The sequence below is a fragment of the Streptomyces sp. NPDC059788 genome, from assembly GCF_042732265.1.
Taxonomy (GTDB): Bacteria; Actinomycetota; Actinomycetes; order Streptomycetales; family Streptomycetaceae; genus Streptomyces.
Genome location: NZ_JBHWHY010000022.1, coordinates 44233 through 58771 on the forward strand (window position 1 = coordinate 44233; position 14539 = coordinate 58771).

General features: G+C 71.6%; 4 protein-coding genes. 1 reads left to right on the forward strand and 3 read right to left on the reverse strand.

Translation table 11 applies throughout. The annotated features are described in order from the left end of the window. Positions 1–143 precede the first annotated feature (143 nt). A complete protein-coding gene (locus ACFV57_RS20410) occupies positions 144–1382 on the reverse strand; it encodes an MFS transporter (protein WP_385233906.1) in 1239 nt (412 codons plus the stop codon). A 192-nt stretch (positions 1383–1574) separates the two neighbouring features. On the opposite strand from ACFV57_RS20410, the gene ACFV57_RS20415 reads away from it, so the two are divergent. Continuing rightward, on the forward strand, positions 1575–2018 hold the full coding sequence (locus ACFV57_RS20415; protein WP_385233908.1) for a MarR family winged helix-turn-helix transcriptional regulator: 444 nt from the start codon (positions 1575–1577) through the stop codon (positions 2016–2018). 96 nt (positions 2019–2114) lie between these two features. Here the strand turns inward: ACFV57_RS20415 and ACFV57_RS20420 are convergent, their stop codons facing one another. Together ACFV57_RS20420 and ACFV57_RS20425 are read right to left on the reverse strand one after the other, a co-directional pair. Further along, positions 2115–3482, reverse strand: a complete 1368-nt coding sequence (locus ACFV57_RS20420) for a cysteate synthase (protein WP_385233911.1) — start codon at positions 3480–3482, stop codon at positions 2115–2117. A gap of 35 nt (positions 3483–3517) precedes the next feature. Next, complete coding sequence (locus ACFV57_RS20425) at positions 3518–14332, reverse strand: amino acid adenylation domain-containing protein (protein ID WP_385233914.1); 10815 nt, start codon at positions 14330–14332, stop codon at positions 3518–3520. Positions 14333–14539 lie beyond the last annotated feature (207 nt).

Sequence of the window (14539 nt, forward strand, 5' to 3'; positions counted from 1 at the left end):
GCACGGCCCAGGGGGATGAGCCGTTGGCCGTCGGCCAGAAGACCGCGGGCAGCCCCGGACGCCTTCGGGAGCCTCGGTACCGACCGGGAGCTTGATGGCTACGCAGCTGGCCTCGAAGACGGCAAGGGCGGGCGGAGCAGGATTCATACGGCCCCTGTTGCCCGGCGCTTCCTGCTGGTGTGGGTGCGGTCGGTGGTCCAGGTGAGGGCGGCGATGACGGGGAAGGCCGCCGCGGTGAGGGTGACCGTATGCCAGTTACCCAAGTGGTGGGCGAGGGTGCCGAGTTGGGCGCCGATGGCGCCGCCGATGAAGAAGGTGGCGATGTAGACGCTGGTGATCCGGGCGCGGGCGGCTGCGTCGAGTTGGTAGATGGTGTGCTGCCCGAAGATCAGGGAGCACTGGACGGCGCAGTCCAGGAGAACTGCGGCGGCGGCGAGGGCGAGGATCTGGTGGGCGGCCAGGCCGGCCCAGATGAGGGTGGCGGAGGCTAGCAGGCAGGTCACGGGGGTGAGCCGGTGGGCGAGCCCGCGGTCGGCGAGGCGGCCCGCGAGAGGGGCGACGAGCGCGCCGGCGGCGCCGACGAGGGCGAACAGGCCGACCTGGAGCTGGGAGTAGTTGTACGGCGCGGTGGTCAGGACGTAGGAGATGGTCGTCCAGAACGCACTGAAGGCGGCGAACATGCAGGCGTGGTAGAAGGACCGGCGGCGCAGCCGCGGGTGCACGCGGATCAGGCGGGCCGTGGAACGCAGCAGCGCGGTGTAGGAATCGGTGCTGGTGGGGGCCCGGCGGGGCAGCGCGCGGCGCAGGACGAGGGCCAGGATCGCCATCAGGGCGGCGGAGACCAGGTAGACGGTGCGCCAGCCTGCGACGTCCGCGAGCAGGCTGCCGACGGTGCGGGAGAGCAGGATTCCGGCGAGCAGGCCGCTCATCACCTTGCCCACCACGGCGCCGCGCAGGTGATCGGGGGCGAGGTCGGCGGCGTAGGGGACGAGGACCTGTGCGACGACGGAGGTGGCGCCGGCGACGAGCGCGGCGATGAGCAGGACGGTGAAGGTGGGGGCGAGGCCGCCGGTGGCCATGGCCAGCGCCGTGACGGTGAGCAGGACGGAGACCAGACGGGAGTTCTCGATGCGGTCGCCGAGGGGGACGAGGAACACCATGCCGGCGGCGTAGCCGAGCTGGGTCAGGGTGATCAGCAGGCCGGCGGTCGAGTCCTGGAGCTGGAAGGCCCGGCGCAGCGTCTCCAGGAGTGGCTGGGCGTAGTAGAGGTTGGCGACGGTCAGCCCGCAGGAAGTGGCCAGGAGTACGACCAGCCAACCGGGCGGGGCTTGCTGTCGCGCGTTTGACTCCGGTGTGGCGCGGGCGGCTGTGGGCACGGGCATGGTCCATCTCCGGATACGGACGCGGGGAGGGGCGGAAGCAGGGTCGACTCCACGGATCGGCCGGCCCGGGACCTGCGCCCTGGCCTGAATCGGACACCTCGATCGCTTGAGCGAGCAGCCGACCGATCTAGAATCAAGGTTCCATATTGAACTTCGGTTCAACATAGAACGCGAACGGGTACCATGTCAAACATGAAGAACTCGGGTGACCCGCTGCCCCAAGGGATCGAAATCGGTGCGCTGTCCAGGATCATCCGGCACCACTTCGCCGACCGGATCGAGCAGGTCATCCGCCCTCTGGGACTCACCCTCGGGCAGTGGACGGTGCTGCGGGAGCTGAAGCGGACACCCGGCGCCTCCGCCTCGGAGCTCGCGCGCGCCGCGGTCCACACGCCGCAGGCCGTCAGCCGTCTCGTCCGGACCCTGCAGGAGGAGGGACTGGTGGAGCGCTCCCCGGCCCGGGGCCGGATGGTGGACAACCATCTCACGGCCAAGGGGCACCAGGTGATGGATGAGACCTTCCTCCAGATTGAGGCCCGACTGACTCCGGTACTGGAGAAGTTCGGCAGGGCCAACGCCGAGGAGTTCCGCCGTCTGTCCCATCTCCTCATCGAAGCCCTGGAGGACCCGGCCTGAGCCGGATACCCGGTCCGTCAACACCGGTGGGGCTCAGGCTGCCTACAGCGCGAACGACACCCCCGTCCCGCACCCCCCCGGCTCCCCACGCAGTACTCAGCCGGACGCCTCCGCCGTGGGGAACAGCTCCCGGATCTGATGGAGCACGCCGGGGGAGTCGAGCGCGGAGAAATGCAGGCGCAGGATCGGCCGGGTGGGGCGGTCGTCCCGTAGCCCGGTGGACAAGCGTGCGCGGCCGCCTCCGGTGATGTTCAGAAGGACGCGGGCGCCGCTGGATACGCGGCCCTCCCGTACGGAGCGGCCGAGGCAGGTGACGGCGACCGCGGCCGCGGGTTCGATGTCGATGCCCTCGGTCCGCGCGAAGAGTTCGGTGGCCGCGCGGGCAGCCTTGCCGGAGCAGCGGAGGACGTCTCCGCCGCTCGTGCGCAGCGCCTCCTCGATGCCTCCGCCGAGGTGGTACGGAGGGTGCTGGTTGACGAGTTCGTCCGCGTACACGCGGCCGGTCGCGGCGCGGCGCTCTTCCTTGCCGACCGGGCGGTGCGCTTCGGGGCCTTTGTGCCACAGGCGGTGGACCGGTGCGATTCCCTCGTTCTGGCACATCAGCAGCCGTGGTGTCGCCGAGCCGTAGTGGCCGGAGGCGATCAGCCGGGCGGCCGCCTCGTGGACCGCGATCGCGCCGACCGCGCTCCCGACGGCCTGGACGTAGACCTCGGGCAGCGCTCCCATCGCCTCGACCGCGGACAGCAGGACCGTGGCGAGACCGTCGCGGCGGGCGACGTTCCAGGCCCCGCCCACCGCCCGGAATCCCGGCAACGCCGAAACGCGCTCGGCCAGTTCGATGGCGTCGGCGTAGTCGCCGCCCGTGATCGACACCAGCCGGACGCTGGGCGCGATGTCGGAGACCGTGGCGAAGCGGTGCAGTCCGCTGTCCGGCACGACGAGCAGGCACTCCACCTCGGCCCTGGAGAACACGGACGCGAACGCGGCGGCGGTGTTGCCGACCGACGGGACGACGAGGACGGGAGGCCGCTCGGGCAGGCGGCCGAACACGGCGTAGGCCTCCAGCTCCTTGAACGTGCCGGTCCGCAGATCGGCGCCGCGTTCCGGCCAGTAGCCGTTGAACGCGATCCACAGGTCACCGAGCCCGAGAGCGCGTCCCAGGCCTTCGGCCCGGTAGACGATCGTCCCGCCCGCTCCGGGAAGGGTGCGTACGACCGGCAGCCAGCGCCGGTAGCGGTACAGGCCCTCGGATTCGGGGCTCACGGCGGGCACCCGGTCGTGGTAGCGCGTGCGCAGGAACGCCGGGGCGTGGTTCTCGGGGCACCGCAGCGTGAGTCCGTCGTCGGCCATGGTGTGGTCACAGGCCCGGCAGACGAGGTCGTAGTGGCGTTCGAGTGACTTCGGGACGGCGGTGGTCCGGGCGGTGGTGTTCTGGACAGGGGTGTTCTGGGCAAAGGCTTTCACGTTGAAGGGTGTTCCCGCTGCCCGGCCGGTCGGCATCACGCACCGCTGTCGAGGACGGCTTCCGGCGGCCGCGGCAGGAAGCCCGTCCCGATGAAGTACGTGAGGTACTGGTCCAGCAGTTCGGACCCGACGGGGATTTTGGTGACCTGCGTGCCGGCCAGCCCGCGCAGAAGGCTGGTCAGGTCGGCGCGGAGCCGGTACGCCCCGGTGGTGGGCCGCGGAACGCTGTCCAGCAGCAGGGCAGCGTGAATCGAGGTCCGCTCCGACACCGGCGTCGTCAGCGCCGCGTCCCCGAGCCTCTTTCGCCACTCGTCGTACGGGACGGGCTCAAGGGGATAGCCGAGGGCGGACACCTGGTCGAGCATGGTCACGATCTCGGTCGCTGCCGGTGCGGCGATGTTGTAGACCGTTCCGTCCGCCTGTCGGGTGAGCGCGAGGTGGGTGTACGCCTTGGCGACGAAGTCCACGGGGACCAGGTTCGCCTGGAAGTCGACCCGCGTGGACGGTCGTGCGCCCAGCTCGACGCAGGCCCTGAGGAAGTGCCAGAGCGCGTCGTCGCCGCTCGCCACGCTGGTACGGGAGTCGCCACTGACGTGCGCCGGGCGGTAGACGGCCGTCGGGATGCCCCGTTCACCCGCGAGGCGGATGATCCCTTCCGCGACCCACTTGCTCGCCGCGTAGCCGCTGAACTCCAGCAGGGCAGGATCGCCGCGCCAGGCCTCGGGCAGGACCTCGGGGTCGTCGGGGCCCGCGATGGCCGTACTGAACGTGGAGACATAGTGCACCGGCTTCACCCGATGCAGGGCCGCCAGCCGGCAGATCTCCCGTACCGCCGACACGTTGGCGTTCCTGAGCCGCTCGTACGGTTCGGTGAGGTTGACCCGGGCGCCGTTGTGGAAGATGGCGTCGACCTGTTGCGCGAGGAGGTCGAAGCGCCCCCGGGCCAGTCCCAGGAGGGGCCGCTCCAGATCCCCCGGTACGGGGACGATCCGCCCCTCGAACCGCTCCTCCCACAGCCCGTATCCATCCATACTCCGGTGGATCCGCTTCCGGGCCTCGTCCGGATCGGCCGCCCGCACCAGGCAGAAGACGTCTGCGGCCGTCCGGTCCAGCACCTCGCGGAGGATGAACGAGCCGAGGAAGCCCGTGGCGCCGGTGAGGAGCACGCTCCGCGGGGCCTGTCCGTCCGGGACCCGGGGTGTGCGTCCCTCGGCCGTGATGGCGGGGTCGAGGCGGACGTCGGCGATCAGCCGGTCCGCGGCGGCGGGCAAGCTCGCCGCCGCGCTCGCCGGGCTCCCGTCCAGCAGAGGCGCGAGCGCGGCGACGGTGTCCTGTTCGAAGATCACCTTCAGCGGCAGGGCCGCGGCCAGACGTTCGTTGACGATCCGGACCAGCCGGGTGGCGAGCAGTGAGTGGCCCCCGAGTTGGAAGAAGCCGTCGTCGATGCCGACCCGCTCGACGCCGAGCACCTCGGCGAACAGTTCGCACAGGTGCGCCTCGCGGCGCGAGCGCGGCGCCCGGCCCGTCGTCCCGGCCGGATACTCGGGCACGGGCAGGGCCCGCCGGTCCAGCTTCCCGTTCACCGTGAGCGGCAGTGCGTCCAGCACGACCACGGCGGCAGGCACCATATGGGCCGGCAGCCGGCCGGCGACGGCTGCCCGCAGTTCCGCGGCGCTGTCTTCCCCGCCAGGGGCGGCCAGGACGACATAGGCGGTCAGGCGTTTGTCTCCGGGGGTGTCCTCCCGCACCGCCACCACGGCTCGGGAGACCCGCGCGTCGGCCACGAGGGCCGCCTCGATCTCGGCCGGCTCGATCCGGAAGCCGCGGATCTTGACCTGGTGGTCGGCACGGCCGACGAATTCCACCAGCCCCTCGGGGCTCCACTTCACCACGTCACCGGTGCGGTACATCCGCTCCCCGGACCGGTAGGGGTCGGCGACGAACCGCTCCGCCGTCAGCGCGGCCCGGCCCAGATAGCCGCGTGCCACATGGGCCCCCGCCACGTACAGTTCGCCGGGCACGCCCGGGGGCACGGGGCACAGTCCGGCATCGAGCACGTACACCCGGGTGTTCCAGTAGGGGCGTCCGATCGGGACGGGCCCCCACGGTGTCGGTGTACCGGGCTCCATCCGGTGGTCGAGGCAGTTCACCGTCACCTCGGTCGGGCCGTAGGCGTTCACCACGACGGCGTCCGGGTGGCGCCGCCGCCACGGGGCGAGCGCCTCGCCGGACAGCGCCTCCCCGCCCACGATCAGCGTGCCCGACGGGGATGCCCCGGGCTGGAGCGCCGCCAGCAGGGGGAGGTGCGACGGGGTCACCTTCATGTACGACGGCCGCGGTCCGGACGTCACCTCCTCGTCCAGGTCAGCCAGCCGTACAGCCCCGCCGGAGACCAGCGGGACGTACAGGGCGGTCACCGTCGCGTCGAACGAGATCGAGGCATGGCACAGAGCGGTGCCCCCCGCCACATCGCCGTGCACCGTACGCTCCCGGGCCAGATAGGCGACGACCGACCGGTGTTCGACCACGACGCCCTTGGGCCGGCCGGTGGAGCCGGAGGTGTAGATCACATACGCGGGGTGCTCCGGCCGCAGCCGGCCCCGGCGCTCCGTGCCGGCCAGCGCCTGCTTGCCCGCCGCGGCCAGCGCGGCGGAGACCCCGGGCGTGCCCAGGACGATACGGGGCGGTGCCGCGGGCCCCTCGGGAACCGCGGCCTCCAGCCGGTCCGCCACCGAGGTGTGGGTGAGTACGGCGACCACCCCGGCGTCGGCCGCCGTGCCCGCGATCCGCTCCGCCGGATACGCCGGGTCGATGGGTACGTACGCCCCTCCGGCCTTGAGTACCGCCAGGTAGGCGACGACCAGTGCGGCGGAGCGCCGCATGACCACCGCTACGCGCGACTCGGGTCCCACGCCGCGGGCCACGAGCAACCGGGCCAGTTCGTTCGACCGTTCCTGGAGTTCCGTGTACGTCAGCCGGGCGTCGCCCGACACCACCGCTACGGCGCCGGGAGTGCGAGCGGCCTGTTCGGCGATCAGTTCCGGCACCGTCGTCGCGGGCACCTCACGGGCCGTGTCGTTCCATTCCACCAGGATTTGGTGCCGCTCGGCCTCGCCCAGGGTGGACACCCGGCCCAGCGGGGTGCCGGGAGCGGACTCCAGGGCGGACACCACCCCTTCGGCCGCGGCCAGGAACCGGGTGCGTACCGACTCGGGAACGATCGGCTCCGTCGCCTGCGCGACGACCACGAACCCCGACCCGAGGTCGTCCACGGACACCGTGAGGGGGTAGTTGGTCCGCCCCTTCGCCGAGAGCACCTCGACACCGTCGAACAGCGCCCGGCCGTGCCGGCGGGCGTCACTGTGCCGGTAGTTGAAGAGGGTGGTGAAGAGCGGAGCCGGCGCGGTGACACCACTGGCGCGCTGGGCCACCGCGAGGGACGCGTGCTCGTGCACGAGCAGGTCGGCCAGCTGGGCCCGCATGGCGCCGACCGCTTCCGCCACCGTCACGCCCCGGGTACGGGCCCGTACGGGCAGGGTGTTGATGAACAGGCCGGGGACCCGGTCGGCTCCGGCTCCGGCCCGCATCCGGCCGAACAGCACGGTGCCGAACACGACGTCGTCGCGTCCCGAGACAGCGGCCAGGGTCCGCGCCCAGATCACGTGGAAGACCGTCGCGGGACTGACCCCGTACCGGCGCGCCTGCTCCCGTACCCGGGCCGCGAGTCCGTCGTCCACCGCGCCCCGGGCCTCGCCGACGACACCGGCATCTCCTCGCGCCCGCTCCACACCGAACGGCGCGGTCGGCTCGGTGACGTCGCCGAGGAGTGCCGCGAAGTGCGCCTCGTGCTCCTTCTGCGGGATGCCGAGCAGGGCCTGCGCCACGAAGGCGCGGTAGGGCAACGGTGCGGGCAGGGTGCCCTCCCTTCCGGTGAGGAACGCCCGTACCTCGTCCAGCATCACTTCCAGCGCGGTGTGGTCCTGGATGATGTGGTGCATCCGCAGCAACATGATCCACCGGCTGCCCGGTTCCGCCGTGATGTGCGCGTCCATCAGCGGGGCACGTCCCAGGTCCAGGGCGGTCCCCGCGGCCTCGGCCAGCAGGCGCGTCGCGTCGTCGCCGGCCGCCCGGCCGGGATCGACCTCGATCACCGGAATCCCGGCGTGCCGGTACACCACCTGTACCGGGTGGGGCAGCCCCTGCCAGGCCAGGGCGGTACGCAGCACGTCGTGCCGGTCGACGACGTGCTGCCAGGCGGCCACGAAGGCGTCGAGGCGCGCCCGGGAATCGAACCGGAGGACCTGCTGGAGGAGGTAGGGGTCGTGGCCGTCCCGGGCCTCCAACTGGTGGTGGAAGAAGAGCCCCGCCTGCAAGGGAGCCAGTGGGTAGACGTCGGCCACGTTCGCGGCGCCGCCGGGCACACCGGCCACCGCGTCGGCCAGCTCGCGGGCGGACAGCCCGGAGAACGGCACCATCTCCGGTGTGATCGCCGACGCCCGCTCCGGGATCCGGCACGGTGGCACCTCGACCTCGCCGCGGACCTCGGCGGCGGCCAGCCGGGCCACGGTGGGTGCCGCGAACAGGGTACGTACGTCGACCGCGATGCCCCGGGCGCGCAGCCGCTCCACGAGCGCCACGGCGAGCAGTGAGTGTCCTCCGAGGTCGAAGAAGCTGTCGTCCACTCCGACCCGCTGGAGACCCAGCACCTGGGCGAAAGCCGAGGAGAGGATCTCCTCCCGCACCGACACCGGACCACGGCCACCACCGGACACCGAGCCGTAATCCGGAACCGGCAACGCCCTGCGGTCCAGCTTCCCGTTCACCGTCACGGGCAACGAGTCCAGGACCACCACCGCCGCCGGCACCATGTAATCCGGCAGCAACCGTCCCACGAACTCGCGTACGTCCCCGGGAAATCCCTCATCCGTACCCGCCGGAACAGCGACCACATAAGCCACCAACCGCTTGTCCCCGGGCACGTCATCCCGCACCACCACCGCAGCCTCGGCCACCTGCCCATGTGTGGTGAGAACGGCCTCCACCTCGGCGGGCTCGACCCGGAAGCCCCGAATCTTCACCTGCTCATCCACGCGCCCCACAAACTCCAGCACCCCCGCGGCATTCCACCGCACCACGTCACCCGTGCGGTACATCCGCTCCCCGCGCCCGAACGGGCTCGCTACAAACCGCTCCGCCGTCATACCCGGCTGCCCCACATATCCCCGGGCCATTCCCGCGCCCGCCAGATACAGCTCGCCTGCCACTCCGGCGGGAACCAAGCGCAAACCGTCGTCCAGCACGTACGCCTGCGTGTTGTCCATGGGGCGTCCGATCGGCAGCACCCGGCCCACATCGTCAGGACCGTCCAAGGGGATCTGCACCGAACACAACGTCATCTCCGTCGGACCGTAGAGATTGCGCACGACCACGCCGGGAACGGCCTCCAGCACCCGCCTCGCCGCGATGGCGGGTACGACGTCGCCCCCGGTGTTGACCTCGGCGATACCGGTGAAGGCGGCCGGGTCCTCCTCGGCCACGACCCGGAACAGCCCCGCCGTCATATGGACGTGGGTCAGGGCGTACCGCGTGATCAACGACCGCAGGAGCACCGCGTCGAACTGCGCCTGCGGTGCGAGCGCGACCAGTCCGCCGCTCAGCAACGGCGCCCACATCTCGTACGTCGACGAGTCGAAGGAATGCGGGGAGCGCAGCAGCACCCGCAGCGGCTCCTCGTGACGCCAGCACGCGTCACTCGCCAGATCCACCACGTTCTGATGGGTGATCGCGATCCCCTTCGGCGTCCCGGTCGATCCGGACGTGTGCATGACGTATGCCAGTCGGCCGGGTGTGGCCCGGGGCGGCAGCGCCGATCCGTCTCCGGACGCGTCCGCCGCGACCTCCACGACAACCCCACCCCGCGCCCGGAACGCGAGGGCCGCCCGGTGCCCGCTCATCGCGGCGTCGACCAGCAGCACCTCCGCCGCCGCCTCCTCCATCAGCACCCGCATCCGCTCCGCCGGGGCGCGCGCGTCCAGCGGTACGTACGCCCCGCCCGCCTTCAGCACCGCCAGCAACGCGACCACCAGCTCGGGGGAGCGCTCCATCAGCACGGCCACCCGCGCCTCGCGCTCCACGCCCCGGCCCACGAGCCGCCGCGCCAGCACATTGGAGCGTGCCTCCACCTCCGCGTACGACAGTTCGCGATCCCCGGCCACCAGCGCCGGCGTCGCCGGGGTACGGGCCACCTGGGCCGCGAACAGCTCCGGCACCGTACCCACCGGTGCGTCGCACCCCGTGTCGTTCCACTCCGTCAGCAGGCGGTGCCGCTCCTCCTCGCCCAGGATCCGGAGCCCGCCGACGGACTGTGCGGGGTCGGTGGTGACGGCCTCCAGCACCCTCAGGAGCCGGTGGGCGATTTCCTCCGCGGTGCACGGGTCGAACAGGTCGGTGGCGAAGACGATGTCACCGAGGAGACCGGCCGGTGAGCCGTCGGGCGCGAACCGCTCGGTGAACTGGATGTCCAGGTCGAACTTGGCCGCGGGCCGCCCGGCGGGGAGCTCCTCGGCGCGCAGCCCCGGCAGTTCCAGCGCCGCGGTGGCGGTGTTCTGGACCGCGAGCATCACCTGGAACAGCGGGTGCCGCGCCAGCGACCGCTGCGGCGCGATCTCCTCGACCAGCCGCTCGAAGGGGATGTCCTGGTGCTCGAAGGCGTCCAGGACCGTCTCCCGTACCCGGTCGAGGAGTTCGGTGAACGCCGGGTCTCCCGACACGTCGGTCCGTACGACGAGGGTGTTGACGAAGAACCCGACCAGGTCGTCGGTGGCTTCGTCGGTACGGCCCGCGACCGGACTGCCGATCGGGATGTCGTGGCCGGCGCCCAGCCGGGACAACAGCGCCGCCAGCGACGCCTGCAACAGCATGAACATCGTCACGCCCCGGCGTTGCGCCAACCGGTGCAGCCGGGCGTGCAGCGCGGCCGGAACCTGTACCCCGGTGCGCCCGCCGCGATGGCTCGCCACCGCGGGGCGCGGCCGGTCGACGGGCAGGACGATCTCCTCCGGCGCCCCCGCCAGCTTCTGCCGCCAGTGGGCGAGATGCGAGGCGAGTGCGGAGGGGGCGCCACCGCCGGCCACCGAGCGCTGCCAGAGCGCGAAGTCCGCGTACTGCGCCGGCAACGGCTCCCATACGGGGGCCCGCCCGGTGCGGCGCGCCGCGTAGGCCTTCGACAGGTCCCGCCACAGCGGTCCCATCGACCAGGCGTCTCCCGCGATGTGGTGCACGACCAGCACGAGGACGTGCTCCCGGGGCCGGTCCGCCTCGCCGCCGGGCGGGCCGTGGTCCGGCGCGATCGACAGCAGCGCCGCCCGGACGGGAAGTTCCGCCGTGAGGTCGAAGGTGTGGGAGGCGGCCCGGGTCACCCGCGCGTCCAGATCCTCCCGCGAGGTCTCGGTCACGGCCAGGTCCAGGCGCGCCGCCTCCGGAGGAAGGATGCGCTGCCACGGCCCGCCCTGGGCCGGCGGATAGACCGTGCGCAGGACCTCGTGCCTGGCCACCACGTCCGCGAGCGCGTCCGACAGGGCCCGCACGTTCAGCCGACCGGTCAGCCGCACGGCGATCGGAACGTTGTAGGTGGTGTTCGGGCCCTCCAACTGCGAGAGGAACCAGAGCCGCTGCTGGGCGAAGGAGAGCGGAAGCCGGTCGGGCCTGGGGCCCGCCACCAGGGGTGCGCACGCGGGGCGGGTGCCACGCAGGCACCGGGCGAGCCCGGCCACGGTCGGCGTGTCGAACGCCTGCCTGATCGGGACCTCGACGTTCAGGATCGCCCTGATCCTGCTGATCAGGCGGATCGCCAGGAGTGAGTGTCCTCCGAGGTCGAAGAAGCTGTCGTCCACTCCGACCCGCTCCAGCCCCAGTACCTGGGCGAAGGCGGCGGAAAGCAGCTCCTCCCGCACGGTTGCGGGACCACGGTCGCCTTCCGGCACGGACCGGTGATCCGGATCCGGCAACGCCCGGCGGTCCAGTTTCCCGTTCACCGTCACGGGCAATGAGTCCAGGACCACCACCGCAGCCGGCACCATGTAATCCGGCAGCAACTGCCGGGCATACCCTCTTACGTCCCCGGAAACGTCCCCACCTGCGCCCGCGGAACCCGCGACGACATAAGCCACCAGCTGTTTGTCTCCCGGTGTGTCCTCCCGCACCACCACCGCGGCCTCGGCCACCAGCTCATGTGAGGTGAGAACGGCCTCCACCTCGGCGGGCTCGACCCGGAAGCCCCGGATCTTCACCTGGTCGTCGGCGCGCCCCATGAACTCCAGCGCCCCGTCGGCATTCCACCGCACCACGTCACCCGTGCGGTACATGCGCGCTCCGCGCCCGAATGGATTCGCTACAAACCGCTCCGCCGTCATACCCGGCTGCCCCACATATCCCCGGGCCATTCCCGCGCCCGCCAGATACAGCTCGCCCGCCACTCCGGCGGGAACCAAGCGCAATGCGCCGTCCAGCACATACGCCTGCGTGTTGTCCATGGGGCGTCCGATCGGCAACACCCGGCCCACATCACCTGGACCGTCCAAGGGGATCTGCACCGAACACAACGTCATCTCCGTCGGGCCGTATGTGTTCCGTACCCTGATCCCCGGTACGGCCTCCAGCACACGGCGCGCGGCAGCGGCAGGTACGACGTCACCGCCGGTGTGGACTTCGGCGACACCGGTGAACGCGGTCGGGTCCTCCTCGGCCACGACCCGGAACAGCCCTGCCGTGACATGGACGTGGGTCAGGGCGTACCGCGTGATCAACGACCGCAGGAGCACCGCGTCGAACTGCGCCTGCGGTGCGAGCGCGACCAGTCCGCCGCTCAGCAACGGCGCCCACACCTCGTAGGTGGAGGCGTCGAAGGAATGCGGGGAGCGCAGCAGCACCCGCAGTGGCTCCTCGTAGCGCCAGCACGTGTCACCCGCCAGGTCCACCACGTTCTGATGGGTGATCGCGACGCCCTTCGGCGTCCCGGTCGAACCGGACGTGTACATGACGTACGCGGACTGATCCGGTACGCACCGGGCCGGCAGCGCCCGCCCGTCACCGCCGATGCCGGGTCCGGCCTCGACCACGCGGACACCCGACGTGGCCGCGTGCCGCGCGAAACCGCTTCCGCCGGCCCCGGCGTCGACCAGCAGCACACCGGCCCCGGCCTCCGCGAGCAGCCGCCGCATCCGCTCCGCCGGGGCGCGCTCGTCCAGCGGCACGTACGCCCCGCCCGCCTTCAGCACCGCCAGCAACGCGACCACCAGCTCGGGGGAGCGCTCCATCAGCACGGCCACCGTGGACTCCGGCCCCACCTCATGATCCGCCAGCAGACGCGCGAGCCGGTCGGACCGCTCGTCCAGCTCCCTGTACGACAACCGCTCCGCCGCGGACGCCACCGCCACCGCGTCGGGGGTGCGGGCCACCTGGGCGGCGAAGACTCCCGGCACCGTGGTGGCCGGCACCTCGCGCGCGGTGTCGTTCCACTCCACCAGCACACGATGCCGCTCGGCCTTGCCCAGCAGCTCGACCGCGCCGAACGGACTGTCCGGGTCCAGCGTGGCGAGACCGTCCAGGAACCGTGCGAACCTCCCGGCGTGCAGCGCGACGTCATCGGCGCGGTACAGCGCGGGATTCGCGTCCACGTAGAGGTGCATTCCGTCCGACTTGCGATCGTGCACGACGAACGCCAGATCCTCGACGGGAATGTTGGCGATGTTGTGCGCGGTGGTCCGGTGGCCGGCAAACGTGATGTCGAACGGGGCCGGCTGAATATTCACATGAGGGCCGGACAGGGGCTCGTCCGAATTCGTGAGGCCGCGATCCCGCCTCATCTGCTCCAGCCGGTAGCGCTGATGACGCAGGGCCGCGCTGACGGCCGCCCTCGCCTCTTTGGCGAACTCGCGCAGGCTCTTTTCCGGCGCCACCTTCAATCGCAGCGGCAGGATGTTCGCCATCATGCCCGGAACCGACCGGGTCTCCTCCTCCACTCGGGCGGTCACCGGCAGGCCCAGGACGACGGTCCCGGCCCCTGTGGCCCGATGGAGATAGGCCGCGGTGGCCGCGATCACCAGCACGGGCCAGTGCACACCGAGACGCCGGGTCGCTCCCCGCAGACGTGCGGCCTGACCGGGGGACAGGTCCGCGGTGTGCCGCAGGTTCGCGTGGGACGCGGGCGCGGACCGGCCGGCGAGGGTGACGGGTGCGGGCTGGTCGGCCAGTTGCTCCCGCCAGTACTCGCGGTCCCGGGCGTACTGTCCGGAGCGCCGGTATGCCTCGTCCGCCTCCACCAGCTGCCGGTAAGGCGGCAGGGCCGGGCCTGTGGCGGAGCCCCCCTCGGCCAGCGCGGTGTAGATCTCCGCCATGCGGCGCGCGATCAGTGTGTTGCCGTGGCCGTCCTGAAGAGCGTGGTGGAACACCTGTGCCCAATAGAAGTGGTCGGGGGCGGCGCGGAACAGGACCGTCGTGCTGTGCGGGTCGCGCGCCAGGTCGATCCGGCGGGCCAGCTCGGTGTGCGTCCAGGCCTGTACGGAGCCCCAGGGGTCGCTCTCCTCGCTGACGTCCACCAGCCGCGGCTGCTCCCCGGAGCCCGGGAACTGGCGCAGGCCCTCCGGCGTCCGGGTGATCAGCAACCGGCCCGACTCGTTCTCGTCGAGGAGCTGCTCCGCGGCCCGCTGGAACAGGCCGGTGTCGATCGCACCGTGGATCTCCAGGATCTCCGCGCATCGATAGGTGTGATGTCCCGGAGTCAGGTGCTGGGCGAACCACATGCCCTCCTGAGCCGCGGTCAGCCTGAGGAGATCCTCACCAGATCGATCCACGCCACTCATCCCAACCACTCGACGGTGTTCCCTCAACCATCCGGTGCCGCGTCGTTCCGGCGATATCAGCGTTCGCCGCCGTTACGGTCGCAATGAAGCGGCCGCCGCGGGCCTTTCCGAAGCGGCGGGGATGTAACTGTGGACACCACTGATGTTCCGGCCGGCGGTTTTCTGGATTCTTGAGCCAGGAGCACGGTGGCGCGCTCC